Origin of the sequence: Sphingomonas sp. S6, assembly GCF_043498045.1 — a bacterium.
Classification (GTDB): domain Bacteria; phylum Pseudomonadota; class Alphaproteobacteria; order Sphingomonadales; family Sphingomonadaceae; genus Sphingomonas.
Genome location: NZ_JBIEOE010000002.1, coordinates 277,292 through 303,863 on the forward strand (window position 1 = coordinate 277,292; position 26,572 = coordinate 303,863).

Genomic DNA, 26,572 nt, shown 5'->3' on the forward strand with positions numbered 1-26,572 from the left:
GCGGCTTACGCTGCCCCCTTCCACTCACACCCCCATCACCAGCGGCGCATGCCGGTCGACGAGCACCGCGCTCGCGGCGTTGAGCCCGACCAGCTCCACGACCATCCCATGGCTGCGCATCTTGGCGACGACATCGTCCAGCGCCGCCACCGCGGTCACGTCCCACAGGTGCGCGCCCGTCAGGTCGATCCGCACCCGCGCCGCCGTGTCGCGCAGGTCGAACCGGTCGGCGAACATCTCCGCGCTGGCGAAGAACACCTGCCCCGACACGGTGTAGACACGCGTGTCGGTGCCGACGTCATAGGTCGCATCGACGCGCATCATCCGCATCACCTTGAACGCGAAGAACACGCCGCTCAGCAATACGCCGACCGCGACGCCAGCGGACAGGTCGTGCGTCGCCACCGTGACTGCGACGGTCGCGAGCATGACGACGCCCGACACCTTGGGATGGCGGGCGAGGTCGCGCAGCGATCCCCAGGAAAAGGTGCTGATCGACACCATCACCATGATGGCGACCAGTGCCGCGACCGGCACCTGCGCGACCCACGGGCGCAGCGGCACCATCACGACGAGCAGGAACACGCCCGCCACCAGCGTCGACAGCCGCCCGCGTCCGCCATAGCGGACGTTGCCGACCGTCTGCCCGATCATGCCGCAGCCGGCGATGCCGCCGAACAGCCCCGCGGCGACATTGGCGAGGCCGAGGCCGGTCGCCTCGCGCGCCTTGTCGCTGCCGCTCTCGGTCAGATCGTCGACGACGCGCGCGGTCATCAGCGATTCGAGCAGGCCGACCGCGGCCATCGCCAGCGCATAGGGCGCGACGATGGCGAGCGTGCGCCATTCCATCGGGACGGCGGGCAGCGCGAAGCCGGGCAGCGCATCGGGCAGGCGCCCAAGGTCGGCGATCGTGCGCAGCGGCATCGGAAACGCGACGCTGACCGCGGTCAGCACGACGATGCAGATCAGCGGCGAGGGAATGACGGTCGTCACGCGGGGTGCGAGGTAGATGATCGCGAGGCCGAGCCCGATCATCGCATAGGTGTGCCAATCGACACCGAGCAGCTGCGGCACCTGCGCCGAAAAGATCAGGATCGCGAGCGCGTTGACGAAGCCGGTACGCACCGATTGCGACACGAAACGCATCAGTACGTCGAGCCGGAGCAGCCCGAACGTGACCTGCAACACGCCGGCCAGGACGGTGGCGGCGAGCAGGTAGGACAGGCCATGCGCCGTCACCAGCGCGGCGGCGACCAGCGCGACCGAGCCGGCCGCGCCCGAGATCATAGCGGGGCGCCCGCCGAAGATCGCAATGACGATGCCGATGACGAAGGAGGCGAACAGGCCGACCTGCGGGTCGATACCCGCGACGAAGGAAAAGGCGATGACCTCTGGGATCAACGCGAAGGTGCCGACCATGCCGGCAAGAATATCCCGGCGCGCGGCAGCGGGGCCGCTGTACCATTCGGCGCGGTAGCGGGCGAAATCGAAAGTCATGTAACGAGGGTCCGTATCGACCGCGCAAGGTGAGGCATCACCGGCAAAGGCAATGGTGTGAAAGGGCGCGGTATACGTTGTCCGGCGGATCGGCGGCCGGAATAGCCACCCGGAATTGCACCGGGTCCATGCGAATGCGGCGCGGTTAGCGCGAAGCGCGCCGCGATGCAAATACGGGGCGATGGGGAGGATCGCCGCGGCCGCCCCGTCCTCACCGTCACCCCGGACTTGTTCCGGGGTCCACTCTGCGGCGAGGGGGGCGGCCGGAGGCGCGAACGCTCCCCCCGGGGCTCAGTGGACCCCGGAACAAGTCCGGGGTGACGGGGTGTTTGGGGCGAGGGGAGTGAGTCGCGGCCAAGGCGTGTTGGACGCCGGTCGCATTCCATTCCGTCCAACCGTTTGTCCGCTAAACGGAAATCCCGACGTCAGACCCACCCCCTGTCCTATTCCCGAAAACCATGATCCTCCCGCACCGTCACAGCAGGGGAGCGCATCATGACCATCCATGCCCTTATCGACCGGTTGATTGCCCGCGAGGGCGGCTATGTCGATCATCCCGCCGATCGTGGCGGCGCGACCAATTGGGGGATCACCACCGCGGTCGCCCGTGCCAATGGCTGGCAGGGGACGATCCGCGACCTGCCGCGGGCGCGGGCCGCCGAGATCTACGAGCGCGTCTATTGGCGGGGGCCGGGCCTCGACCGGATCGCCACGCGGGCGCCGATGCTGGCGGCGGAGCTGTTCGACACCGGCGTCAACATGGGCACCGCGACCGCGATCGGCTTCCTCCAGCGTGCGCTCAATGCGCTCAACCGCGGGCAGGCCGATTATCCCGACCTCGCGGCCGACGGGGCGGTGGGTGCGCGGACGCTCGCAGCGCTCGATGCCTTCCTCGCGCGGCGCGGCAAGGCGGGGGAGGCGGTGCTGGTCAAGGCGATCGATGCCTTGCAGGGCGAACGCTATGTCGCGCTTGCCGAGCGCCGCCCCGCCAACGAGGCCTTCCTGTACGGCTGGCTCGCAGGGCGGGTCTCGTGACGCCGCGCCGGCCCGCTGCGGAGGATCCGTGGGTGCGGCGCGCGCGCCCCGCCTTCCTCTACGTGATGTATGCGCTGATCCTGTGGACCATCCCGATGAGCCTGATCGCCGCGATCCGGCCCGATGTCGCCATCGCCATGGCGCGGGGGGCGGGTGCGTACCTCAACGCCATCCCCGAGCCGCTCTATGCGCTCTTCGGAACGGGCTACCTCGGCTACACGGCCGCACGGGCGTGGGGGAAGGCGAAGGGGGTGGAAGGGTAATTCACGCGAAGACGCTAAGACGCGAAGACGAAGGGGCGCCGCGTCAGCGGCCCTCCTTCGGTCGTCTCGTGAGGGGGGGAGACGCTTCGCGTGCACCCCTTCTTTGCGCCTCCGCGACTTCGCGTGAACGGCCCCCTTTGCACCCACCCGCCGCGCACCTACATCGCGCGCCATGAGCGGGAACGATCCACACGCCATGCCGGTCTGGCACGGCACCACCATTTTGTCTGTCCGTCGCAATGGCAAGGTCGTCGTCATCGGCGACGGTCAGGTCTCGATGGGCCAGACGGTCATGAAGCCCAATGCGAAGAAGGTCCGCCGCCTCGGCAGCGAGGGGCAGGTGATCGGCGGCTTCGCCGGCGCGACCGCCGACGCCTTCACATTGTTCGAGCGGCTGGAAGCGAAGCTGGAGCGTCACCAGGGCCAGCTGATGCGCGCGGCGGTCGAGCTGGCAAAGGACTGGCGCACCGACAAATACCTGCGCAACCTAGAAGCGATGATGATCGTCGCCGACCGGGACGTGACGCTGATCCTGACCGGCAACGGCGACGTGCTGGAACCGGAAAACGGCGTCGCGGCGATCGGATCGGGCGGCAATTACGCGCTCGCCGCCGCCCGCGCGCTGGTCGAGTATGAGCAGGACGCCGAGACGATCTGCCGCAAGGCGATGGCGATCGCCGCGGAGGTGTGTGTTTACACCAACGATCGCACGACGATCGAAATGCTCGAGAGCGCGAGCTGAAAAAACACGCGCGTCCGTGTGACTTTTGTGACCTTTCAAATCGCCCGATCCGGGCGAACAGGCAGATAATGAACGAAAATCTCACCCCCAAGGCGATCGTCGCCGCGCTTGACGCCCATATCATCGGCCAGGCCGACGCCAAGCGCGCGGTCGCGGTTGCGATGCGCAACCGCTGGCGACGCCAGCAGCTCTCGCCCGACCTGCGCGACGAGGTGACGCCCAAGAACATCCTGATGATCGGCCCCACCGGCTGCGGGAAGACCGAGATCAGCCGCCGCCTGGCGAAGCTGGCCGATGCGCCGTTCGTGAAGGTGGAAGCGACGAAGTTCACCGAGGTCGGCTATGTCGGCCGCGACGTCGAACAGATTGCGCGCGACCTGGTCGAGGAGGCGATCCGGCTGGAGAAGGAGCGCCGCCGCCTCGCGGTGAAGGACAAGGCGGAGGATGCGGCGATGAAGCGGCTGCTCGACGCGCTGGTGGGCAAGGACAGCAGTCAGGCGACGCGCGAAAGCTTCAAGCAGCGCTTCGCCGACGGCCATCTCGACCAGACCGAGATCGAGATCGAGCTGGAACAGGCACCGTCGATGCCGTTCGAGGTGCCCGGCGGCGCACCGCAGATGATCAACCTGACCGAGATGATGAAGTCGTTCGGTGGCGGCCAGCAATTGAAGCGCCGCAAGCTGACGGTGCGCGCGGCATGGGACAAATTGGTCGAGGAAGAGGCCGACAAGCGCCTCGACCAGGACGAGGTGAGCCGCACCGCGCTGGCCGACGCCGAGGCGAACGGGATCGTCTTCCTCGACGAGATCGACAAGATTGCGGTCAGCGACGTGCGCGGCGGTTCGGTCAGCCGCGAAGGCGTGCAGCGCGATCTGCTGCCGCTGATCGAGGGCACCACCGTCGCCACGAAGTATGGCCCGATGAAGACGGACCACATCCTCTTCATCGCCAGCGGCGCGTTCCATGTCGCCAAGCCCAGCGACCTTCTGCCGGAGCTGCAGGGCCGCCTGCCGATCCGCGTCGAGCTGAAGGGCCTGACCGAAGCGGACTTCATCGCGATCCTGTCCGACACCAAGGCGTCGCTGCCCGCGCAATACAAGGCGCTGATCGCGACCGAGGGCGTCGACGTCACCTTTACCGATGACGGCATCGCCGCGATCGCGCGCATCGCCGCCGAAGTGAACGGGCAGGTCGAGAATATCGGCGCGCGCCGCTTGCAGACGGTGATGGAGAAGCTGCTGGAAGAGGTGAGCTTCGATGCCGAGGACCGCAGCGAGCCGGTGACGGTGGATGCGGCCTATGTGGAGAAGCAGCTGGCCGGGATTGCGCGGAACACGGACTTGAGCCGGTTCGTGTTGTAATTCGGAAACTTCGTCGTTTCTCCGTCACCCCGGCCTTGAGCCGGGGTCCCGCTTCTGCCTTGCCAAAAGCGGGGTATAGCGGGACCCCGGGTCAAGCCTGGGGTGACGACGGATGTGGGGCAGGCGCATCCCGCACCCCGCGATCCGCCCGGAATGTGAGCAGGTGAAACCATCCCCCGGATGGTTTCAACGGAGCCGTTGGCCCGGCAACCTGCTCACCCCTCCCGCGCCAGCGCCTTCAGCCGGTAGAGCGTATCCAGCGCCTCGCGCGGCGTCAGTGCGTCGACGTCGATCGCCTCCACCTCCGCGCGGATCGCGTCGCACGTCTCCTCCTCCACCTGCGCGGCGGCGGCGAAGAGCGGCAGGTCGTCCAGCCCCGCGGCCAGTCCGCCGGTCTTCGCGCGGCCCGCCTCCAGCTTGGCGAGCACCGCCTTCGCCCGCGCCACCGTCGCCGGCGGCATGCCCGCCAGCCGCGCGACGGCGAGGCCGTAGCTGCGATCCGCCGGCCCCGTGGCCAGTTCGTGGAGCAGCACCAGCTCGCCCTTCCACTCGCGCGCCCGAACATGGTGCAGCGTCAGCGCGTCGCAGCGTTCCGCAAGGCGGGTCAGCTCGTGATAGTGCGTCGCGAACAGGCAGCGACAGCGATTGTCCTCATGGATCGCCTCCACCACCGCCCAGGCGATCGCGAGACCGTCATAGGTGCTGGTGCCCCGCCCGACCTCGTCGAGGATGACGAAGCTCTGCGGCGTGGCCTGCGCCAGGATCGCCGCAGTTTCGACCATTTCGACCATGAAGGTCGACCGGCCGCGGGCGAGATTGTCCGACGCGCCGACGCGGCTGAACAGCCGATCGACAAGGCCGAGCGTCGCGCTGGTCGCAGGCACGAAACTGCCCGCCTGCGCCAGCACCGCGATCAGGGCGTTCTGGCGCAGGAAGGTGGATTTGCCGCCCATGTTGGGACCCGTCACCAGCCAGAGCCGCGAATCGGGCGACAGCGTGCAGTCGTTGGCGACGAAACGCTCGCCGGCCTTGGCGACCGCGGCCTCGACCACCGGATGTCGGCCGCCGATCACGTCGAAACAGGGATGGTCGGCGATCGTGGCGCGCGCCCAGCCGCCCTCGGCCGCGCGCTCGGCAAGGCCCGCGGCGACGTCGATCCGGGCGAGCGCATCGGCGGTCGCGGCGATCGCCTCGCGCTGCGCCAGTGCCGCGGCGGTCAGCTCTTCCAGATGCGCCGCTTCGGCAGCGAGCGCATGCGCGCCGGCCTGCGACACCTTGGCCGCGACCTCGTGCAGCGCGGGGGTGTTGAAGCGCACCACGCCCGCGAGTGTCTGGCGGTGGGTGAAGCCGCTGTCGGGCTGCATCAGCGCATCGGCGGCACGGGCCGGCACCTCGACATGATAGCCCAGCACATTGTTGTGGCGGACCTTCAGCGTCGCGATGCCGGTCGCGGCCTTCATCTCCGCCTCCAGCGCCGCGATCGCGCGTCGCCCGCCCGCGCCGGTATCGCGCAGCGCGTCGAGCGCGTCGTCATAGCCCGCCGCGATATAGCCGCCATCGCTCGCCTCGATCGGTGGCGAGGGGACGAGCGCGCGGCGGAGCAGGTCGATCAGCGCGCCATGGCCGCGCAGCGCGGGCGCGATCCGGCGGAGCAGCGCCAGCGGCGCGTCGATCTGGCCCAGCCGCTCGCCGAGGTGCCACGCGCCGTCCAGCCCGTCGCGCAACTGCCCCAGGTCGCGCGGCGAACCGCGCCCCGCCGCCAGCCGCCCGATGGCGCGCCCGATATCGGGCAGCGCCCGCAGCGCGGACCGCACCTGTTCGCGCTGGCCGGCCTGGTCGTGGAAGTGCTGCACCAGATCCAGGCGCTCGTCGATCGCTCGGGCGTCCATCAGCGGTGCGCCGAGATCCCCCGCCAGCGCCCGGGCGCCCGCGCCCGTCACCGTCCGGTCGATACAGTCGAGCAGGCTGCCCTTGCGCTGGCCGTTGGTGGTGCAGGTGAGCTCCAGGCTTTCGCGCGTCGCGGCGTCGATTGCCATCGTCTCCGCGGCACGGCTGAGCTGCGGCGGTCGAAGGAAGGGCAGGGCGCCCTTGGCGGTATGCTCCAGATAGGCGACGAGGCCGCCCGCCGCGGCCAGTCCTGCGCGCGAAAAGCTGCCGAAGCCGTCGAGCGTCGCCACGCCGAATAGCGCTTTCAGCCGTGCCTCTGCGCCCCCGCTGTCAAAGCCGCCGCGCGGCCGCAGGCTGGTCGCAGCCTCTGCATGATCGCTGGTTTCGGAGGCCACTACCTCTGCCGCGCCCAATCGCGCCAGTTCCGCCCCCAATGCGTCGACCGAACAGTCGATCACCACGAACCGCCCGGTCGATACGTCCGCCGCCGCCAGCGCCACCGCGCCGGCCGCCTCGCCGATCGCGACGCACCAATTGTCGCTACGCGCGTCGAGCAGCGCTTCCTCCGTCAGCGTGCCGGCGGTGACGACCCGCACGATCGCGCGATTGACCAGTGCCTTGCTGCCGCGGGCCTTGCGCGCTGCCTCCGGGCTTTCGGTCTGTTCGGCGATGGCGACGCGGTGGCCCGCCTTGATGAGGCGCTGGAGGTAGGCGGTCGCGGCATGGACCGGCACGCCGCACATCGGCACCTTCTCGCCATCATGCTCGCCGCGGGCGGTGAGGGCGATATCGAGCACCTGGCTCGCCACCCGGGCATCGTCGAAGAACAATTCGAAGAAGTCGCCCATGCGGTAGAACAGCAGGCAATCCTCCGCCTCCGCCTTCAGGCCGAGGTATTGCGCCATCATCGGGGTGGGGGTGGAAGTCATACGGTTCAGTCTATGTTTCGGGCGCCGTGGTGGACGGAGAGGATGGTCACGTCCTCGCCCTCGACGGCATAGGTGATGATGTGCGGCGGTGCCGTCGCCAGCTGGCCACGGCCATCCTCCTTAGGCCGTCCGCGATGCGGAAAGAAGATCAGACTGTCGCCGAGGTCCGACAGGCGGGTCCGCGTTCGTAAGGCGGCATCGGGATCGAACTGTTGGATGTAGACGGTTATGGCATTGAGGTCGGCCAGTGCCTGTCGGCTCCAGACGACCCTAGCCATTCTGGGCGGCAAGCCATTCCTCAAAGGGTACGTGACCAGGTTCGCCCCATGTGCGAAGCCACTGGCGCACCACGATGTGATCGACGCCGTCGCCTGCCTCATAGCCTTGCTTGGCGCGCGCGAAGTCCGCGGCTGTCGGCAGGGGGATCGTCGGCGTAGAGAATCCGGCCTCGTGCTTCATGCCGCGATCATACCTGCTCCGCCTTTGGGTTGAAAGCCTGTGCCGGAACGGCCAAGAGCCGTAGCGTCCTTCCCCGGCAGCGAGGCCCCCATGTCCGACACAGCGTCCGTCCAATTTTCCGAGCGCGAGGCGCTGCTGTTCCATTCGGAGGGGCGCCCGGGCAAGATCGAGATCATCGCATCCAAGCCGATGGCGACACAGCGCGACCTCGCGCTCGCCTATTCGCCCGGCGTCGCGGTGCCGGTGCAGGCGATCGCCGACGATCCCGCCACCGCCTACGACTATACCGCGAAGGGCAACCTCGTCGCGGTCATCTCGAACGGCACCGCGATCCTCGGCATGGGCAATCTCGGCGCACTTGCCTCCAAGCCGGTGATGGAAGGCAAGGCCGTCCTGTTCAAGCGCTTCGCCGACGTCGATTCGATCGACATCGAGCTGAAGACCGAAGACGTCGACCGTATCATCGATGCGATCGAGCTGATGGAGCCGAGCTTCGGCGGCATCAATCTGGAAGACATCAAGGCGCCCGAATGCTTCATCATCGAGCAGACGTTGCGCGAGCGGATGAACATCCCGGTCTTCCATGACGACCAGCATGGCACCGCGATCATTTGCGCCGCGGGCCTGATCAACGCCTGCCTGCTGACGGGGCGGCGGCTGGACGAGGTGAAGGTCGTCGTCAACGGCGCGGGCGCCGCGGCGATCGCCTGCACCGAACTGATGAAGGCGATGGGCGTGCGCCACGACAACGTCATCATGTGCGACCGCGAAGGCGTGATCTACCAGGGGCGCGAGGACATCAACCAGTGGCAGTCGGCGCATGCCGCCGCCACCGATCGCCGGACGCTGACCGAGGCATTGGACGGGGCCGACGTCTTCCTGGGCCTGTCCGCCGCGGGCGCTCTGAAGCCCGAGATGGTGAAGGACATGGCGAAGGCGCCGATCATCTTCGCGATGGCCAATCCCGAACCGGAGATCCGCCCCGAACTCGCCAAGGCGGCGCGCCCCGATGCCATCATCGCCACCGGCCGGTCCGACTATCCGAACCAGGTCAACAACGTCATCGGCTTCCCCTTCATCTTCCGCGGCGCGCTCGACGTGCGCGCGACCGGCATCAACGATGCGATGAAAATCGCCGCCGCCAACGCCATCGCCGAACTCGCGCGCGAGCGCGTGCCGGAAGAGGTGGCGATGGCCTATGGCGTGCAGCACAGCTTCGGCCCCGAATATATCATCCCCGCGCCGTTCGATCCGCGGCTGATGGAGCTGGTGCCCTCCGCCGTCGCCAAGGCGGCGATGGATTCGGGCGTCGCCACCAAGCCGATCCTCGACATGGAGGGTTATCGCCAGCAACTGCGCGCCCGCCTCAACCCGACGACGTCGGTGCTCAGCCTCGCCTATGAAGGCGCGCGTGCGCGGCCGAAGCGCGTGCTGTTCGCGGAGGGCGAAGAGGAAGTGGTGCTGCGCGCCGCCATCGCCTTCAAGGAAGGCGGCTATGGTACGCCGGTGCTGGTCGGCCGCGACGACGTCTACGATCGCCTGAAGGCCTTGGGCGTCTCGAACCCGCAGGAATATGAGGTCCACAACAGCCGCCATTCGCCGCTGGTCCCGAAGATGGTCGACTTCGTGTACAACCGCCTGCAACGCCGCGGCTACCTGCGCCGCGATGTCGAGCGGATGATCAACCAGGACCGCAACGTCTTCGGGTCTGCGCTGCTCCAGCTGGGCGAGGCGGATGCGATGATCACCGGCATCACCCGCACCTGGGCGGAATCGATGCGTCAGGTGAAGCGCGTCATCGATCCGGAGGCGGGGCGCACCCCCTTCGGCATCCACGTGCTCGTCGGGCAGAGCCACACGGTCTTCATCGCCGACACGACGGTGAACGAACGGCCGACGGGCGAACAGCTCGCCGACTTCGCCGAACAGACCGCACAGGTCGCGCGCCGCATGGGCCACGAGCCGCGCGTCGCGATGTTGAGCTATTCGACCTTCGGCAACCCGAAGGGCGCGTGGGTCGACAATATCCGCGACGCGGTGTCCGAACTCGACAAGCGCAATGTCGGCTTCGAATATGAAGGCGAGATGCCGCCCGACGTCGCGCTGAACCCCAAGCAGCTGGCGAACTATCCCTTCGCGCGCCTGTCGGGCCCCGCCAACATCCTGATCATGCCGGGCCTGCAGTCGGCCCATATCGCTGCCAAGCTGCTACGCGAACTGGGCGGCGACAGCGTGATCGGCCCGATGCTGATCGGCATGGAAAAGCCGGTGCAGATCGCGCCGATGACCTCGACCGCAAGCGAACTGGTAACGCTGGCGGTGCTGGCGGCGGGCGGCATCGCACGCTGACCGGACAGGGACCGGCGGCGCGGAAAAGCGTCTTGCCGCCGGTCCCGGCCTGCGTATGATCCGCTTCGGAACCAGTTCCGGGGGGGATGTATGAAGAGGATGATGGTGGCCGCGAGCCTGCTCGCGGCGTGCGGCACGACGCATATGGCCTATGCGCAGGCGACGCTGCCGATGACCTATGGCGGCACCAAGCCGCCCGCCGTGGCGCAGACGCCGGCCGCCGATCCACGCGATACGCCCGAAGAGATCGCCAAGGATGCGGCGCGCGACCTGAAGGACAGCCATTTCTACAATCGGCCGGGTGCGACGCGTGCGCAATATGATGCGGCCTGGCAGCGCTGTCGCCTGATCGCACGCGGGTCGCGGACGCCGTCGGGGTCGATTCCCTATTATTACAATCCGGCGCTGATGTCGCCGATCGCCGCGGGGATCGGCGGCGGGCTGGGCGGCCTGATCGCCGGTGCGATCGCCGAGGGGCAGCAGCGCCGCGCCAACCGCCGCAATTGCCTGCTGATCGACGGCTGGCGCGTGGTCGAGGTGTCCAAGGAGAAGGCCGCGCGGGTCGGTGCGATGACCGACGCAGAGCGCGACGCCTATTTCAACGGCATCGTCGGCGCGCAGACCGTCGACGGCACGATCACCGAACGCACGACCTTCGCGCAGCCCGACGATCTGGTCGCGCGCGTCGATGCGCCGCTGGGCGCACCCGGTGCGCTGTTCCTGGGCAAGAAGGTGGATACCGCCGCGCCCTTCGTCCTGGCGCCCGGCGAGGCGGCAGTGGTCGTCGCCTTTCGCCGCCCGAACGCGGCAAGCGCAGGCCGGTCCGGCTTCGTGCAGCTGACGCGGTATGACACGAAGGGGCGGGACCTCGTCTATCGCCCCAAGGATTGGAAGAAGACGGGGGACAAGACCGTCTACGATCTCGGCGTCGGCAGCGCCGATCGCAAGGCGCCCTATGAGGTACAGGTGCTGCGCGTGACGCCGGGCGACTATGTCATCGCCTCGACCGCCGTCATCACCAAGATGGCGACGACGACCAATTGCTTCGGCGCGCCGACCTTCCATGTCGAGGCGGGCGACGTGGCCTATCTGGGCGACTTCATCCCGGTCGTTGACAGCAAGTCGGCGCTCGGCGTGTCGACCTCCGGCATTGCCTATGTCCGCCATGCCGATGACGCGCAGAAGGCGCTGGCCGGATCGCAGCCGGCCTTGGCCGCGGCGATGAAGCCGGCGACCTTCCGCAACAAGGCGACCTATGCCTGTTCGGCGATCACCATGGATCGCTGGGACCTGCCCGGCGTCGAGGCGCTGCCGGATGCGCCTCCCCCTGCCGAGATGGCTGCGGTCGCCGTGGCGGGGTGAGGGGGGCCGGCGAGCCGGGAGGGGCCTCGCCCGCTACCGGCCCGCCAAGCCGCATCGTTATGCGTCGATGCTGGTGCCCAGCGCGGCGTGGACCAGGCCGCCGTCGACCGTGATCGTCTCGCCGATCACATAATCGCCTGCGCGCGATGCGAGGTAGATGGCGGCGCCGGCCATATCCTCATCCGTGCCGATGCGGCCGGCGGGAATGCCTTGCGCGACGTCTTCGCCATGGTCGCGGGCGGCTTTGTTCATGTCGCTGGCGAAGGCGCCCGGCGCGATCGAGGTGACGTTGACGTGGTCGCGCACCAACCGCGCGGCCATGCGCTTCGTCAGATAGATCAGCGCCGATTTGGATGCGTGATAGCTGTACGTTTCCCACGGGTTGAGGCGCTGGCCGTCGATCGAGGTGATGTTGATGACCTTGGCCGGGCGGCCTGCCGTGCCGGCGGCCTTCAGCAGACCATGCAGCGCCTGCGTCAGGAAGAAGGGTGATTTGACGTTGAGGTCCATCACCTTGTCCCAGCCGCTTTCCGGGAACTCCTCGAACGGCACGCCCCAGGCGGCGCCCGCGTTGTTGACGAGGATGTCGAGTTTGTCCTCGTGCGCGGCGAGTTGCTCGGCGAGCGCCTTGCAGCCGGCGACGGTGCTGACGTCGCACGGTAAGGGGATGCAATTGGGGCCGAGTTCGGCAGCGGTGTCGTCGCAGGCCGGCGCCTTGCGGCTGGAGATATAGACCTTCGCGCCCTGGGCGATGAAGCCGGCGGCGATCATCTTGCCGATGCCGCGGCTGCCGCCGGTGACGAGCGCGACCTTGCCGTCGAGGCGGAAGAGGTTGGTGGTGTCCATGGATGCTCCCCTAAAGGCTGTGGAGTAGGCGTGATCGGTGTTTCGTCCCCGCCGTCATTCCCGCGAAGGCGGGAATCTAGACTGGCTGACGGCGCGTTTCTATCGACGGACCTGCGGGTCTGGATCCCCGCCTGCGCGGGGATGACGCATGGGGTGGGTGGCGATCGTCATCCGCCCCGCTTCATCGTTTCGCGCGCGATAATGACCTGCTGGATCTGGCTGGTGCCTTCGTAGATGCGGAACAGGCGGACGTCGCGATACAGGCGTTCGATGCCGTAATCGGCGATATAGCCGGCGCCGCCATAGACCTGCACCGCCTTGTCGGCGACGCGGCCGACCATCTCGCTGGCGAAATATTTCGCCGCCGCGCTTTCCAGCACGACGTCCTCGCCGCGGTCTTTCTTCGCAGCCGTTTCAAGCACCATCGCACGGGCGACGAGCGCTTCGGTCTTCATGTCGGCGATCATGCCCTGAATCAGCTGGTGTTCGGCGATCGCCTTGCCGAACTGCTGGCGACCGGTGGCATAAGCGACGCTGTCGGCGATCAGCCGTTCGGCGACGCCGACGCAGACCGCGCTGATGTGCAGCCGGCCGCGATCCAGCACGCGCATCGCGATCTTGAAGCCTTCGCCCTCCGCGCCCAGGCGATTGGCGACGGGCACCGGCACGTCGTCGAAATGCACGTCGGCAACCTTCGCGCCCTTTTGTCCCATCTTCTTTTCGGGTTCGCCGATGGTGATGCCGGGCAAGTCCTTGGGCACCAGAAAGGCGGAGACGCCGCGCGCACCCTTCTCGTCGCCGGTGCGTGCCATCACGGTGAACAGCTGCGCCTTGTCGGCATTGGTGATGTAGCGCTTGGTGCCCGACAGGCGGTAGACGTCGGCACCATTTTCGTCTTTGGCCCGGACGGCCCGCGTCTTCACGCTACCGGAATCGCTGCCGACATCGGGTTCGGTCAGCGCAAAGCTGGTGACGATCTCGCCGCTCGCGATCCGCGGCAGCCATTCGGCCTTCTGCTCGGGCGTGCCCGCCATCACCAGCCCCTGGCTGCCGATGCCGACATTGGTGCCGAAGGTCGATCGGAAGGCCGGCGTCGTCCGCCCCATCTCGATCGCGACGCGGCATTCCTCGACCATGTCGAGACCCAGGCCGCCATAGTCCTCGGCGATCGACAGGCCGAACAGGCCCATCTCCTTCATCTCCGCGACGACCGCGTCGGGAATGGCGTCGGCGGCCTCCACATCGGCCTCGAGGGGGCGCAGTCGTTCGCCGACGAAGCGACGGACGGTGTCGATCAGCGCGTCGAAGGTTTCGGGGTCGAGGGCCATGCCGTATCCACTGCGATGCCCTGATGCGGGCGGGTTGCTACCTGATTATCCTATGATCTGGTCGATGCGGCTGCAAACCCGAAATTCGAAAGCGTGATTGACCGCCCCCGGTGCGCGACTATGATCCCCGACAAAACAGGAGCTTGCATGCGACCGGCGGCAGAAGCGAAAGCAGGGGCGGCGGCCGTACCGGCGGCACGGCGCCTGGGAAGCGGTGCGATGGGCAGCTACGCCTTCGGCGCGGTCGCCTATGGTGTGAAGGATGCGGGCTTCGGCACGTTCCTGCTGCTGTTCTACAACCAGGTCGTCGGCCTGCCCTCCGCCACCGTCGGCCTCGTCGTGATGGTCGCCTTGCTGATCGACGCCTTCGTCGACCCCGCCGTGGGATTTCTGTCCGATCGTACGCGCACGCGCTGGGGACGGCGCCACCCGTGGATGTACGGCTCTGCGCTGCCGATCATGGTCGGCTGGGTGCTGCTATGGAACCCGCCGAGCGGCTGGGGGCAGGGCGCGACGCTCGGCTGGCTGTTCGCCTGTGCCGTCCTCGTCCGCACCGCGGTCAGCGCCTATGAGGTCCCCTCGGTCGCGCTGACGCCAGAACTGTCGTCGGACTATGACGAGCGGACGCGGATCATGGCGTGGCGCTATCTGTTCGGCTGGGCGGGCGGGCTCACCATGCTGGTATCCGCCTATCTCTATTTCCTCGCGCCGACGCCGGAGCATGCCAACGGGCTGCTCAACCGGCAGGGCTATATCGGCTATTCAATCCTCGGCGCGCTGCTGATGGGGGCGGCGATCCTGACCTCGGCGGCGGGTACGCATAAGGAGATCCCCAATCTGCCCAACCCGCCGATCGAGCGGCAGACGTTCCGCGAGAATCTGCGCGAACTGGCGGACACGGTGAAGAACCGCGCCTTTGCGATCCTGATGCTGGCGGGGCTGTGCGCCTATACGGTGCAGGGCATCAGCTATGCGATGTCGACCTATCTCTACACCTATGTGTGGGGGTTCCAGGGGATGATCTTCGTCTACGGCACCTTTGCCTTGTTCGCTGGTGTGCTGGTCTCGTTTGTGGCGGCGCCGCGGATCGGGCGAACGGTGTCAAAGCCACGCGCGGCCGCGGTGGCGGCCGTTTTGGGAGCATCTTTCAACATAGCACCCTATGCGCTGCGCCTGTTGCACGTCATGCCCGAGGTGGGGCAGCCGATGTTATTGCCGCTTCTGTTTATCTTCTTTGCGACCGGGACCGCCTGCAATGTCAGCGTCTTCATCCTCGGCTCGTCAATGATAGCTGACGTCGTGGAGGAGTCGGAAATTCGCACGGGCCGCCGGTCGGAAGGGGTGTTCTTCGCCGGTTGGTTCTTCGTCCAGAAATGCACGTCGGGGATCGGCATCTTCCTGGCGGGCGTCATCCTGGCGATCGCCGACTTCCCCGAAAAGGCGGTGCCCGGCACCGTACCGGTCGACACGATCGACCGGCTGACGCTGACCTTCGGCGTCACCTATCTGCTGATTGCCGGCTGCGCGGCGTTCGTCTTCACCCGCTTCCCGTTCGGCCGTGCCGAGCATGAGGCGCGGCTGGCGCGACTTGGGGCAGCAAAACTGGCTGATTCCTGAGCATTTCGCCGTTCAGCGTGGCGACAGGATCGCGATTCACCGCTCATCCCATCGCTTCGTCGGCGCGCAAACACCGTTGGGCGCTTATGGTTCCCGCGCCTGTTGGCGAAACCCCACCCCCTGTGTAGCGACATCCTCGACGAACGGGTTTTGACCGGGGGGTCAGCAAATGACTTTGAAGGCGTTGGCAGCGCGTTTTGCGCTGGTGGTATCGTGCGGCCTGATGATGGCCACCCCGGCCATGGCGCAGTTCTGGCAGTGCGCGCCGTATGCCCGCGAAATCTCGGGCATCGACATTCACGGCAACGCCAACACCTGGTGGAGCCAGGCCGCCGGCAAGTACGAACGCGGCCATGCGCCCAAGGTCGGTGCGGTCCTCGCCTTCCAGTCCACCCGCCGCATGCGCGTCGGCCATGTCGCGATGGTGTCGCGGGTGGTCAGCGACCGCGAAGTGCTGCTCACCCACGCCAATTGGTCGCGCCCCGGCGCGATCGAGCGCAACGTCCGCGCGATCGACGTCTCGGCGGCCGGCGACTGGAGCGAAGTAAAGGTGTGGTACGGCCCGACCGGCGGCCTCGGCACCTCGAGCTATCCCACCAACGGCTTCATCTATTCGGGCCACGCCCCGGCGCTGGATGACGAGCCCGCCGCGCCGACGGTCGACATGGACACCAGCATCATCGCCACCGCTGCCGCCGTGCCGGTGGTTCCGGTCGCCGCGAAGTAATTTGGGGCTGCGGACAGACCCTTACCGTTACAGCGTCCGTCATCCCTGCGAAGCCCGGGGTCTGAAAAGCCTGACCCGCATATCTAGCCAAGCGTCATCCCAGCGAAGGCTGGGATCTCCGAATGATAGCCCGCGACAGAGCCGCGAAAGATCCCAGCCTTCGCTGGGATGAGGTGAGGTTCCCGTCGTCCTAACCCACAAAGCAGGGACGGCAGGCCGCCCTCACCCCGCCCGGAACGTCATCGCCACGCCGTTCATGCAATAGCGCTTGCCGGTCGGCTTCGGCCCGTCGTCGAACACATGGCCCAGATGCCCGCCGCAGCGGCTGCAATGCACCTCGACGCGCTCCATCATCAGCGATCGATCGCTGCGCGTGCCGACCGCACCCTTCAGCGGCGCATAAAAGCTAGGCCAGCCGGTGCCGCTTTCGAACTTGGTCTTCGACGAGAACACCGGCTGTGCGCAGCCCTTGCACGCGAAGGTGCCGGCACGATGTTCGTCGTTCAGAGGGCTGGAATAGGGCCGCTCGGTACCCTCGTGCCGCAGCACGGTCCACGCAGCATCGCCCAGTTTCTTGCGCCAGGCCGTATCGCTCATCTCCACCGGATAGCGTTCCGCGGCGGCGGCCGGCGCGTTGCGGCACCCCCACAGAACGGCGCCGACGGCACCGGTGGCGGCGAGGGAGAGAAGCGAGCGGCGGCTGGGCTGATCGGTCATGATCGTGATGTAAGGCGCGATGCGGCCGGTTTCATCCCCACCCATGCTATTGATCCAGGTGGGAACTTCGCGATCGATTCGCGCGCTTGGCATGGCCGAAAGGTATTTCCATGTCCTTCCAGCAGCTCGACCCGCCGCTTCCCGTCCATGTCCTCGACAAGGGGGCAGGTTACGCCTTCGCCGTCATCGATTACGGGCAGGAGCACAATCTCATCTGGGTCACCGCGATCAACGACACCGGCGAAATCTGGTGTGCGCCCAACCCGCGCGTGCGGATGCAGGCGAATTGGACGATGGGCCGCAAGAAGCCGGCTGCGGTCGCCAAGGCGGAAGCGGGCGACTGTTCGGGCGTGGCGCCGGTGAGTGTTGAGGTGGTGAAGCCCAACTGAGGGACGGCCCTGCGCATCCCCCTTCGTCATTGCGAGCGAAGCGTGGCAATCCAGGGCGTCCTGGTGCGGCTCTGGATTGCTTCGCTACGCTCGCAATGACGAAATTCCGGACGGGACGATCAATACCGGCTGATTTCCACCGGCAACTGCCGGTAGCCATGCACGAAGCAGGCGGCGACGCGCGTCGGTTCGCCGACGACGTTTACCCGCATCCGCCGCTTCGCCATTTCCTCCATCAGGATGCCGATCTGCAACTCGGCCAGCCGCGCGCCCACGCAGCGGTGGATGCCATGGCCGAAGGCGAGGTGGCGTCGCGCATTGGGCCGGTCGACCACGATCTTGTCGGCATCCGCGCCGAACACGCTCTCATCGCGGTTGGCCGATAGGTACCACAGCGCCAGCTTGTCGCCTTCGCGGATCGTCTGCCCCATCAGTTCGGTATCGCGCGTCGCGGTGCGGCGCATGTGCGCAAGCGGCGTCTGCCAGCGGATGATCTCCTGCGTCGTGTTGGGGATCAGCGATGGGTCCGCCTCCAGCTTCGCCCGCTCGTCGGGGAAGCGATCGAGGCCGTAAGCGAGCGCGGTCATCGAGTTGCGCGTCGTGTCGTTGCCACCGACGATCAGCAGGATCAGGTTTCCAATGAATTCGAAATGATCCATGTGGCTCATCGCGTCCGAATGGATCATCATGCTGATCAGGTCGGGCGTCTGCGGCTGGCCGACCTTGGCATTCCACAGATTCTGGAAGTAGGCGCCGCATTCGTACATGTAGCCGAGGCGCTGCTTGCGCAGTTCCTCGTTCTTCACCAGTTCGATATCACCCGCCCAGTCGGACCAGAAGGTCAGCTTGCGCCGGTCCTCCCACGGGAAGTCGAACAGGATGGCGAGCATCTGCGTCGTCAATTCGATCGAGACGGTATCGACCCAGTCGAACCGCGTGTTCCACGGCAGGCTGTCGAGGATTTCGGCCGTGCGGCGGCGGATGTCGTCGCTCATCCGCACCATTTCGGACGGCGTGAAGGCGGGTGCCACTGTCCGCCGCTGCCCGGTATGCACCGGCCGATCGCGCGCAATGAACATCGGCATGCGCACGTCGCTTTCGGGGATGAAATCGGCGAGCGTGATGCCGCCGACTTCGGATGAATAGATGTCGGGCAGCGACTCGACCTCGACGATCGGCTTGTAGGTCGAAACGGACCAATAGGGGCCGTAGTCGCTATGCTCGCAACGATAGACCGGCGCCTCGCTGCGCAATTGCGCGAAGGGCGCCTGCCAGGTGTCGTCGCGGTACAACTCCGCGCGGCTAACATCGAATGGATCGACGGCGTGTGCCGCCGCCTGCATCAGGGTCGCCATCATCTCTCTCCCGTCTTTTGACGACAGGAGATACCTGACTGACACTTATGTCAATTGGCTTTCGCGCGCCGCCAGAACGGCCGGGCGCTGCCCGACTGCAATACGCCACGCCGGAACAGCCGCGCGCCGAGCGTGATGAAGATCGTCACCCACAATAGCTGCCACGCGATCGCCGCCAGATGCGGCCAGATCGTCGGCGAGGTCGCCGCGCGGCCGGCCATCGCGAAGGGCGACGACAGCGGGAACAGCTCCGCCACGGTCGCGATCCAGCCGGTGGGGTTGGCGGTGCCGGCCAGCGCCAGCGCGAGCATGCCCATCTGCAGTACCGAAATCGGCAGCGCGAGCATCTGTATCTCGCGCGGGGTCGACGCCTGCGCGCCGACGACGAGGAAGGCGGAGCCGAGCAGCAGATACGCCATGGTGAAATAGGTGACGAACAGCGCGACGAACACCGGCGTGCCGACCGCGGTCTGGATTGCCAGCGCGCGCGCGACGTCGGCGGGTAGGAACGAGCCCAATTTGGCGATGATCGTCCCCCAGAAGCCGACGAACAGCAACGCGACACCGAACATGCCCAGCAATTTGCCTAGGAACACGCTTTCCAGCGGCACCGCGGCGGCGAGCACCTCGATCACCTTGTTGTTGCGCTCTTCGGCCATCGTGCCGACGACCTGGCTGGCGAGGAACAGGTTCAACAGGAACACGCCGAACACCGCGAACGAGGCGGATTGGCGGCGGTTGCCTGCCGATCCGCTCTGCCGCTCCAGCGGCGTCTTGGTCGCGACGACGCGCGGCACGACGCTGCCCAGCTTGTCGGCGGTCAGCGTTTCCTGCGCCAGCACGCCCAGATAATCGGCAGCGCGCTTGCCGCGCGGGCCGTACAGGATCTGCGGTCGGTCGAGCGGGCCGTACAGCACCGCGCTCGCCTCATAATCCTTGCTTTCGAATGCGGCGCGCGCCTGCGCCGCGGTGTCGCCCGACGGCGTCAGCGTGGCGAGGGCGGGGGGCGCCTCTTCGTCGCGGCGGAAGACGTCGCGCAGGCGGTCGTCCGCGTCGGTCATCACGCGCGCCTGATCGGGCGAGAGGATCGCGACCATCCGCGTCTTGTCGGCGCGGCCGTCGGCGACGCTCGCCGCACCCATGCCGCCGATCGCGCCGAACGATCCCATGATGACCGGCGCGAACAGGAACAGCAGGAAGATCGGCGTGAAGACGGTCGCGATGAAGTCGCGGCGTGCGATGGTGAGCGCCTGGCGCAGCGTGCGGGCAAGGTTGGTCATGCGGCGGCTCCCCCATTCGGCTGATCGGCGCCCGGCTGGTTGGCGGCATCGCGGCCGACGATGCGGACGAAGGCGTCGTGCAGGCTGGGCCGCTCGATCGACAGGCCGCCGATGCCGTATCCGCGCGCGATCAGCGTGCCGAGTAGCCCCTCGATCCCCTCGCCGGGCAGCTGGAAGCGCCAGCCGTCTCCGTCGCGCATCGCGTCATGCGGCAGCACCTCGGCAATGGCGGCGTCGGGATGCGTCGGCAGGTAGCGGACCTGGCTGGGCAACGTACCGCGTGCCGCATCCACCGTGCCTTCGAAGCGGCGTTTGCCGCCAGCGATGATCGCAAGCCGGTCGCACACGCGCTCGGCATGCGCCATGATATGGGTCGAGAACAGCACCGTCGCGCCGCGATCGCGCTCGGCGAGGATCAGCGATTCGAGCTTTTCCTGATTGACCGGATCGAGGCCGCTGAACGGTTCGTCGAGCACCAGCAGATCGGGGCGATGCACCACCGATCCCAGCAGCTGGACGAGCTGCGCCATGCCCTTCGACAGTTTCTTGATCTTCTCGTCGATCGCATGGCCCAGCCCTGCGGCCTCCATCATTTCGGCGGCACGTGCGCGGCCGGTGCGGCGGTCGAGCCCGCGCAGCGCGCCCATGAAGGCGATGGCGTCGCGCGCCTTCATCGACGGGTACAGGCCGCGCTCTTCGGGCAGATAGCCGACACGGTCGCTCGCCTCGCGCGGGGCGGCATGACCCAGGATCGATCGGTGCCCCTCGTCGGGTTCGATAATGCCGAGCAGGGTGCGCAGCGTCGTCGTCTTGCCCGCGCCATTGGGGCCGAGCACGCCGTAGATCGCGCCGCGCGGCACCGACAGGTCGACGCCGTCGACGACGCGCCGCTCGCCGAAGCGCTTGACCAGATGTTCGGCAAAAACCGCCGGTTCGCTTGATCCCACCATCCGCCCCCATTCGCTCGACCCGAATGGGTGAGTGTGTCGTCGTGACGTCTGTGGTAGCGGGCGCGCGTGGCGAAAGACAAGCCTTCCCCGACCCCTATCGAAGCGCGGATCAAGGCCGAGGCGGCGGCGCTCGGCTTCGTCGCCTGCGGGATCGCGCATGCCGACGCCGCGCCCAAGAGTGGCGAGCGGTTGCGGCAGTGGCTCGACGAGGGGCGCCACGGCGGTATGATCTGGATGGAGGAGCGCAGTGCCCAGCGCGCCGCGCCGGCTGCCCTATGGAGCGACGTGCGCAGCGTCATCGCGCTCGGCATGAGCTATGCGCCCGCAGTCGATCCGCTGGCGCTGGCGGGCGAGGGGGAGGTCGGCCGCATCTCCGTCTATGCGCAGGGCGGCGATTATCACGATGTGGTCAAACGCGCGCTGAAGGCGCTGGGCCGCTGGCTGGCGCGCGAGGCGGGGTGCGACCTCAAGGTGTTCGTCGATACCGCGCCGGTGATGGAAAAGCCGTTGAGCGAAGCCGCCGGCCTCGGCTGGCAGGGCAAGCACACCAATCTCGTCAGCCGGGATCACGGCAGCTGGCTGTTCCTCGGCGTGATCTATACGACGCTCGATCTTGCGCCCGACACGCCGGGGCGCGACAGTTGCGGATCGTGTGATGCGTGCCAACGCGCCTGTCCGACCGATGCCTTTCCTGCGCCCTATCGCCTCGATGCGCGGCGCTGCATCTCCTACCTCACCATCGAACATGCCGGGCCGATCCCGGAGGAGTTTCGGACGGGCATCGGCAACCGCATCTACGGCTGCGACGATTGCCTTGCGGTGTGCCCCTGGAACAAGTTCGCCGCGAGCGCCGCCGCCAATATGGCGTTCCACCCGCGCGCCGAACTGACCGCGCCTGCGCTCGCCGACCTGCTGGCGCTCGAAGATACGGATTTTCGGCAGGTGTTTTCCGGGTCGCCGATCAAGCGCATCGGCCGGGGCCGCATGGTCCGCAACGCTGCCATCGCTGCGGGCAATAGCGGGTCGCCGGCGCTGATCCCCGCGCTCGACCGCCTGCTCGGCGATGACGACCCGGTGGTGGCGGAGGCGGCGGCCTGGGCCCGCGCACGGCTTGACCGCACGGGAAGCGGCGGCTAACCGCGCCGCCAGCATCAAGAGTCGAACGACGTTCGACGCCAACCTGCTCCCCGAGCAAGGTGGCGCCCCCGGCAACGGGGGGATGTGGCCGGACCGGCAACCAAACGGGACCTCACGCCACATCGTCGTTCGGCTTGTCGGTGCGATACCGCAAGCACAAGGACGACGCCCCGTGACCGCCCAGCCCCAGCAATTCGCCAGCGACAATTATGCGGGCGCCTGCCCCGAGGCGATCCAGGCGATGCTTGCCGCCAATGCAGGGTCCGCGGTCGCCTATGGCGACGACGACTGGACGCAGGCGGCCGCAGATCGTTTGCGCACGCTGTTCGCGAAAGATGCGGAGGTGTTCTTCGTGTTCAACGGCACCGCGGCCAATTCGCTGGCGCTCGCGTCGCTCTGCCAATCGTATCACAGCGTCATCTGTTCGTCGGCGGCGCATGTCGAAACCGACGAATGCGGTGCGCCGGAATTCTTCTCGAACGGGTCGAAGCTGCTGCTCGCGCCATCCGCCGACGGCAAGCTGACGCCGGACGCGATCCGCAGCCTCGCGACCAGCCGGTCCGACATCCACTTCCCCAAACCGCGCGTCGTCACGATCACCCAGCCGACCGAGACGGGGCAGGTCTATTCGATTGCCGAGGTGCAGGCGATTTCCGCGGTGTGCCGCGAACTGGGACTGAAGCTGCACATGGACGGTGCGCGCTTCGCGCATGCCTGCGCGGCGCTCGGTTGCTCTCCCGCGGCGATCACCTGGGAAGCGGGCGTCGACGTGCTGTGCTTCGGCGGCACCAAGAACGGCTTGGCGATCGGCGAGGCGGTGATCTTCTTCGACCGCAGCCTGGCCGAGGATTTCGACTATCGCTGCAAGCAGGCGGGTCAGCTCGCGTCGAAGATGCGCTTCCTCTCGGCCCCGTGGATCGGGCTGATCGAGAGTGGCGCATGGCTGCGCAATGCCGAACACGGCAATGCCGCGGCGCGGCGGCTGGCGGATCAGGTGTCGGGGCTGCCCGGTATCGAGCTGCTGTTCACGGTGCAGGCGAATTCGGTGTTCCTGATCGCGCCCGAACCGGTGCTCGATACGCTGCGGCAGCGCGGCTGGCGCTTCTACACCTTCATCGGCGGCGGCGCGCGCTTCATGTTCGCCTGGGACGCGGATCCGGTGCGGGTCGACGCATTGGCGACGGATATCCGCGGGGCCGTGGGCGCGACGCTGGAACTAGCGGCCTAGCGGCAAGCTAACGCCGTCAGCCCAGTCCCTAACCACCGTCATCTCAGCGCAGGCTGGGGTCTCTCCGTGAGGGAACGCACCGTTCGCCAATGGGAAGATCCCAGCCTTCGCTGGGATGACGTTCCCCAGGTCACCCCAATCGCCGCCCGAAGGCCCCACCCGGCGGCCGCCGCGGCACGAGCGGGTTCGCCTCGCGCTCCAGCAGCGCCAGCGTTTCGAAGAACAGCGGGCGCAGGCGCACGACATGCTCCAGCGCCTCTTCGCAGGTTTCGTGGCGCTCGACGCAGTCGCGCGCGAATTCCTCGATCGTCTCGGCCAGCATCGCCAGCGGCTCCGCACCGAACTGACGCGCCTCGCCTTTCAGCGTGTGGGCGGGGATGACCATCGCGGCGGCGGTTTGCGCGCGCATCGCCTGCTCGATCGCCGACACCGATTTCACGCCGTCTTCGCGGAAATAGCCCAATATGCGCACGAAGCCGGCGCCCAGTTCGGCGCGCGCCTGGGCGAACGCCGCCCAATCCACCAACGTGCTGCCTTCGAACGACACGGCCTTCTCCCCTCAGGATCGGACCGACCATATTGAGCAGCGGTAAACAGCAGGTTGCCGAAGCGGCCGATTAGGGCGGACTCTAATCTTTGTTGTCGAAGGGATTCTTCGGCGCGCGGAAGGTCAGTCGAACAGGAACTGCCCCAAATCCCAGGTCCTTACGCATAGAATTGACCAGATAGCGTTCATAGCTCGCCGGCAATTGATCGACGCGCGTACCAAAGATCACGAAGCTGGGCGGTCGCGTCTTGATTTGCGTGACGTAGCGCATCTTGATCCGCTTGCCGCCGGGGGCGGGCGGGGGATTCGCTTCGACCGCGCGTTCGAACCAGCGGTTGAGCTCGCCGGTGCCGACGCGCTGCGACCAGGCTTCGCGCGTTTCGAAACACGCCTGGATCAGTTGGTCGATGCCCTTGCCGGTCGCCGCCGACACGGTCATCACCGTGACGCCCTTCACCTGGGACAGACCGTCCTCCAGCGCACGCTTGACGCCGTTGAACAGCGACGAGGCGTTTTCGGCGACGTCCCATTTGTTCAGCGCGATCACGAGCGCGCGGCCTTCCGACAGCACCTTGTCGGCGATGCGCAGGTCCTGCGCCTCCAGCCCCAGCGTCGCATCGAGCAGCAGCACGACCACCTCGGCGAAATCCACCGCGTGCAGCGCATCGGCGACCGACAGCTTTTCCAGCTTGTCCTGCACCTTGGCGCGCTTGCGCATACCGGCGGTGTCGATCAGCCGCACCGCGCGGGGAATGTTGTCACGGTCGTACCACGTCCAGTCGACCGCGATCGAATCGCGGGTGATGCCGGCTTCCGGCCCGGTGATCATCCGGTCTTCGCCCAGCATCTTGTTGATCAGCGTCGATTTGCCCGCGTTGGGGCGCCCGACGATCGCGAGCTTCAGCGGTGCGTCGGGGGCGTCGTCGTCCTCGTCCTCCGGCATCGCCTCGATCGCGGCTTCCAGATGGGGGAGCAGCGCCTCGAACAGGTCTCCCATGCCCTCGCCATGTTCGGCGGACAGCTGCACCGGATCGCCGAAGCCCAGCGCGAGGGATTCGAGGATGCCCTGTTCGCCGGCCTTCCCCTCCGCCTTGTTGGCGGCGAGCACGACGGGGGTGGACGACGAGCGCAGCCAGCGCGCGATCTCTTCGTCGAGCGGCACCACGCCGGCGCGCGCATCGACCAGGAACAGCGCCACGTCGGCCTGGCCGATTGCCGCCTCGGTCTGCAGGCGCATGCGGCCGGGCAGCGTCTGGGCGTCGTGATCCTCGTAGCCGGCAGTATCGACGACGCGGAAGTCCATCCCGATCAGCGTCGCATCGCCTTCGCGCCGGTCGCGCGTCACGCCCGGCCGATCGTCGACCAGCGCGAGTTTCTTGCCGACGAGGCGGTTGAACAGCGTCGACTTGCCGACATTGGGACGGCCGACGATCGCGACGATAGGAAGACGGGACATGCCGGTGCTTTAGGGGAGGCGGGTGCAAACACCAAGTCCCGGGGAAACGCCTATCGCCCGGCGCCGTCCGCCTCCAGCCGGTCGGCGCGCTCGCGATCCTTCTGCGCGCGCCTGGCATCGCCGCGCGCTGCCCGAATATCGCTGCGCAGACGATAGGCGCGGACGGAGCGATCAAGACGGATCGCGCGGTCCATATCCTTTTCCGCCCGCGAAAGGTCCCCGCGCTGCCGATAGGCGAGCGCGCGGTTCAGATAGGCGCTCGCGAAACCGGGGCGCAGCGCGATGGCCCGGTCGAATGCGCCGATCGCGGCGGTGGGATCGCCAGTCTCCAGTGCGACGATGCCGACGCGTAACGCCGTCTCCGCGGGATCGGCAGCGCGGCTAGAGGCGCAGTCGGCGCAGGCGCGTTCCGTGTAGCGACCGACGCCGGTGCGGCGCGCGACACGCGATCCCGTGACCACAACCTCCTGCGCCGGAGCCGGGGCGGACATCGCCTCCATGGACGCTTCGGGCGCGGGGGGCGGGGGCGGCGGTGGAGGTGGGGGCGGCGCAGGTTCCACCACGGCTTCCGGCAGCGGTGCGGGCGCGGACACCGGCGCGGGTGCGGGCGCAGGGGGCGGCGGCGGAGCGGCATCCTCCTGCGCCTCTGTCGCGCGGCGGGGCGCTGAGGAGGGGGTGGCAGTCGGTTCAGCCTTTACGGCGGATGCCGGCGCCGGCCTCACCCGGTCCGCTACGATCCGCTCCGGCCGAACACCCGTGGCGGGTCGCTGGCGCGCGACCTCGCTCGGCACGTCGCGATGATCGAGCGCCATCGGGATGCCCACCAATGCGACGAGCGCGATCGAGGCGAGCGCCCCCACCGGCCCCGGCCGCAAGCGCCAGCCGGCACGTGCGGGCGGTTGGCGCCTGGGCGAAGTCGGCGCCTCCACCCCATCGAACCGTGCCATCGCCGCATCGCGCGCCGCCCGCCGCGCGGCGGGACGGGGCGGCGGCGGATCGGGCAGCTGGCGGGCGAGATCGTCGTCCATCGCGGCTCAACCGGCCGGGCAGGGGGAAAGAACGCACGCCATCCCCCCGGCTATAGCGGCATCGACGCAGCCACCGGAAGCGC

The 26,572-nt window shown here is 67.6% G+C and carries 24 protein-coding genes, 1 riboswitch and 1 other annotated feature; of the genes, 11 read left to right on the top strand and 13 right to left on the bottom strand.

Features of this window, described 5'->3' with window-relative positions; genetic code table 11:
* Nucleotides 1-24 precede the first annotated feature (24 nt).
* The gene (locus ACGVWT_RS04275; RefSeq protein ID WP_315461551.1) at nucleotides 25-1,497 is read right to left on the bottom strand and encodes a SulP family inorganic anion transporter; all 1,473 of its coding nucleotides are present in this window, start codon (nucleotides 1,495-1,497) and stop codon (nucleotides 25-27) included.
* A 75-nt stretch (nucleotides 1,498-1,572) separates the two neighbouring features.
* Nucleotides 1,573-1,628: a sequence feature (sul1 is cis-regulatory element that is thought to sense ions involved in sulfur or methionine metabolism; They are found in Alphaproteobacteria), on the bottom strand.
* Between the two features lie 364 nt (nucleotides 1,629-1,992).
* Between ACGVWT_RS04275 and ACGVWT_RS04280 the strand changes: the two genes are divergently transcribed.
* The 4 genes from ACGVWT_RS04280 (at nucleotide 1,993) to hslU (ending at nucleotide 4,898) form a co-directional block, all read left to right on the top strand.
* Entirely contained in the window at nucleotides 1,993-2,532 is a 540-nt protein-coding gene (locus ACGVWT_RS04280; RefSeq protein WP_315461550.1) for a glycoside hydrolase family 108 protein, read from the top strand.
* Nucleotides 2,529-2,795 (top strand): 3TM-type holin, encoded by a 267-nt coding sequence (locus ACGVWT_RS04285; protein WP_315461549.1) that lies wholly within the window; start codon nucleotides 2,529-2,531, stop codon nucleotides 2,793-2,795. Before ACGVWT_RS04280 ends, ACGVWT_RS04285 begins: the two co-directional genes overlap by 4 nt.
* Nucleotides 2,796-2,991: 196 nt before the next feature.
* Nucleotides 2,992-3,537 carry an ATP-dependent protease subunit HslV gene (gene hslV, locus ACGVWT_RS04290; RefSeq protein ID WP_315461548.1) on the top strand — a complete coding sequence of 182 codons (546 nt, stop codon included), beginning with the start codon at nucleotides 2,992-2,994 and terminating at the stop codon, nucleotides 3,535-3,537.
* Nucleotides 3,538-3,605: 68 nt separating this feature from the next.
* Entirely contained in the window at nucleotides 3,606-4,898 is a 1,293-nt protein-coding gene (gene hslU, locus ACGVWT_RS04295; protein ID WP_116461667.1) for an ATP-dependent protease ATPase subunit HslU, read from the top strand.
* Nucleotides 4,899-5,113: 215 nt separating this feature from the next.
* Here hslU and mutS read toward each other — a convergent pair whose 3' ends face one another.
* Genes mutS through ACGVWT_RS04310 form a run of 3 tightly spaced genes read right to left on the bottom strand, consistent with a single transcriptional unit; the run spans nucleotide 5,114 to nucleotide 8,173 of the window.
* Nucleotides 5,114-7,693, bottom strand: a complete 2,580-nt coding sequence (gene mutS, locus ACGVWT_RS04300) for a DNA mismatch repair protein MutS (RefSeq protein ID WP_315461660.1) — start codon at nucleotides 7,691-7,693, stop codon at nucleotides 5,114-5,116.
* Nucleotides 7,694-7,719: 26 nt separating this feature from the next.
* Nucleotides 7,720-7,992: a type II toxin-antitoxin system RelE/ParE family toxin gene (locus ACGVWT_RS04305; RefSeq protein ID WP_315461547.1), complete on the bottom strand. Its 273-nt coding sequence runs from the start codon at nucleotides 7,990-7,992 to the stop codon at nucleotides 7,720-7,722.
* A complete protein-coding gene (locus tag ACGVWT_RS04310; protein ID WP_116461670.1) occupies nucleotides 7,985-8,173 on the bottom strand; it encodes a hypothetical protein in 189 nt (62 codons plus the stop codon). Before ACGVWT_RS04310 ends, ACGVWT_RS04305 begins: the two co-directional genes overlap by 8 nt.
* Before the next feature lie 90 nt (nucleotides 8,174-8,263).
* On the opposite strand from ACGVWT_RS04310, the gene ACGVWT_RS04315 reads away from it, so the two are divergent.
* Both ACGVWT_RS04315 and ACGVWT_RS04320 read left to right on the top strand, forming a co-directional pair.
* Nucleotides 8,264-10,522, top strand: a complete 2,259-nt coding sequence (locus tag ACGVWT_RS04315; RefSeq protein ID WP_315461546.1) for an NADP-dependent malic enzyme — start codon at nucleotides 8,264-8,266, stop codon at nucleotides 10,520-10,522.
* A gap of 90 nt (nucleotides 10,523-10,612) precedes the next feature.
* Nucleotides 10,613-11,884, top strand: coding sequence for a hypothetical protein (locus tag ACGVWT_RS04320; RefSeq protein ID WP_315461545.1), 1,272 nt, complete (start codon nucleotides 10,613-10,615; stop codon nucleotides 11,882-11,884).
* A gap of 57 nt (nucleotides 11,885-11,941) precedes the next feature.
* On the opposite strand, the gene ACGVWT_RS04325 is transcribed toward ACGVWT_RS04320, so the two are convergent.
* Both ACGVWT_RS04325 and ACGVWT_RS04330 read right to left on the bottom strand, forming a co-directional pair.
* Nucleotides 11,942-12,730: an SDR family oxidoreductase gene (locus ACGVWT_RS04325; RefSeq protein WP_315461544.1), complete on the bottom strand. Its 789-nt coding sequence runs from the start codon at nucleotides 12,728-12,730 to the stop codon at nucleotides 11,942-11,944.
* Nucleotides 12,731-12,897: 167 nt separating this feature from the next.
* Entirely contained in the window at nucleotides 12,898-14,058 is a 1,161-nt protein-coding gene (locus tag ACGVWT_RS04330; RefSeq protein ID WP_315461543.1) for an acyl-CoA dehydrogenase family protein, read from the bottom strand.
* 219 nt (nucleotides 14,059-14,277) lie between these two features.
* Between ACGVWT_RS04330 and ACGVWT_RS04335 the strand changes: the two genes are divergently transcribed.
* Entirely contained in the window at nucleotides 14,278-15,675 is a 1,398-nt protein-coding gene (locus ACGVWT_RS04335) for an MFS transporter (protein WP_394425493.1), read from the top strand.
* 169 nt (nucleotides 15,676-15,844) lie between these two features.
* On the top strand, nucleotides 15,845-16,402 hold the full coding sequence (locus ACGVWT_RS04340; protein WP_116461677.1) for a CHAP domain-containing protein: 558 nt from the start codon (nucleotides 15,845-15,847) through the stop codon (nucleotides 16,400-16,402).
* Nucleotides 16,403-16,624: 222 nt separating this feature from the next.
* Here the strand turns inward: ACGVWT_RS04340 and msrB are convergent, their stop codons facing one another.
* Nucleotides 16,625-17,164 (bottom strand): peptide-methionine (R)-S-oxide reductase MsrB, encoded by a 540-nt coding sequence (msrB, locus tag ACGVWT_RS04345; RefSeq protein ID WP_315461541.1) that lies wholly within the window; start codon nucleotides 17,162-17,164, stop codon nucleotides 16,625-16,627.
* Between the two features lie 65 nt (nucleotides 17,165-17,229).
* Between msrB and ACGVWT_RS04350 the strand changes: the two genes are divergently transcribed.
* Nucleotides 17,230-17,508 carry a hypothetical protein gene (locus ACGVWT_RS04350; RefSeq protein WP_063685943.1) on the top strand — a complete coding sequence of 93 codons (279 nt, stop codon included), beginning with the start codon at nucleotides 17,230-17,232 and terminating at the stop codon, nucleotides 17,506-17,508.
* 119 nt (nucleotides 17,509-17,627) lie between these two features.
* On the opposite strand, the gene ACGVWT_RS04355 is transcribed toward ACGVWT_RS04350, so the two are convergent.
* Genes ACGVWT_RS04355 through ACGVWT_RS04365 form a run of 3 tightly spaced genes read right to left on the bottom strand, consistent with a single transcriptional unit; the run spans nucleotide 17,628 to nucleotide 21,093 of the window.
* Entirely contained in the window at nucleotides 17,628-18,863 is a 1,236-nt protein-coding gene (locus ACGVWT_RS04355; protein ID WP_116461873.1) for a cytochrome P450, read from the bottom strand.
* Nucleotides 18,864-18,913: 50 nt separating this feature from the next.
* Complete coding sequence (locus ACGVWT_RS04360; RefSeq protein WP_315461540.1) at nucleotides 18,914-20,143, bottom strand: ABC transporter permease; 1,230 nt, start codon at nucleotides 20,141-20,143, stop codon at nucleotides 18,914-18,916.
* The gene (locus ACGVWT_RS04365) at nucleotides 20,140-21,093 is read right to left on the bottom strand and encodes an ATP-binding cassette domain-containing protein (protein ID WP_315461539.1); all 954 of its coding nucleotides are present in this window, start codon (nucleotides 21,091-21,093) and stop codon (nucleotides 20,140-20,142) included. The genes ACGVWT_RS04360 and ACGVWT_RS04365 overlap by 4 nt, the downstream gene beginning before the upstream one ends.
* A 66-nt stretch (nucleotides 21,094-21,159) precedes the next feature.
* Between ACGVWT_RS04365 and queG the strand changes: the two genes are divergently transcribed.
* Nucleotides 21,160-22,230 carry a tRNA epoxyqueuosine(34) reductase QueG gene (gene queG / locus ACGVWT_RS04370; RefSeq protein ID WP_315461538.1) on the top strand — a complete coding sequence of 357 codons (1,071 nt, stop codon included), beginning with the start codon at nucleotides 21,160-21,162 and terminating at the stop codon, nucleotides 22,228-22,230.
* Nucleotides 22,231-22,236: 6 nt separating this feature from the next.
* Nucleotides 22,237-22,344: riboswitch (SAM-I-IV-variant riboswitch) on the top strand.
* Between the two features lie 58 nt (nucleotides 22,345-22,402).
* On the top strand, nucleotides 22,403-23,458 hold the full coding sequence (locus ACGVWT_RS04375) for a low specificity L-threonine aldolase (protein ID WP_315461537.1): 1,056 nt from the start codon (nucleotides 22,403-22,405) through the stop codon (nucleotides 23,456-23,458).
* Between the two features lie 130 nt (nucleotides 23,459-23,588).
* Here ACGVWT_RS04375 and ACGVWT_RS04380 read toward each other — a convergent pair whose 3' ends face one another.
* The 3 genes from ACGVWT_RS04380 to ACGVWT_RS04390 form a co-directional block, all read right to left on the bottom strand.
* Entirely contained in the window at nucleotides 23,589-24,005 is a 417-nt protein-coding gene (locus ACGVWT_RS04380) for an Hpt domain-containing protein (protein WP_116461682.1), read from the bottom strand.
* 82 nt (nucleotides 24,006-24,087) lie between these two features.
* Nucleotides 24,088-25,461, bottom strand: coding sequence for a ribosome biogenesis GTPase Der (gene der / locus ACGVWT_RS04385; protein WP_315461536.1), 1,374 nt, complete (start codon nucleotides 25,459-25,461; stop codon nucleotides 24,088-24,090).
* 50 nt (nucleotides 25,462-25,511) lie between these two features.
* Nucleotides 25,512-26,489, bottom strand: coding sequence for a tetratricopeptide repeat protein (locus ACGVWT_RS04390; RefSeq protein ID WP_315461535.1), 978 nt, complete (start codon nucleotides 26,487-26,489; stop codon nucleotides 25,512-25,514).
* Nucleotides 26,490-26,572 lie beyond the last annotated feature (83 nt).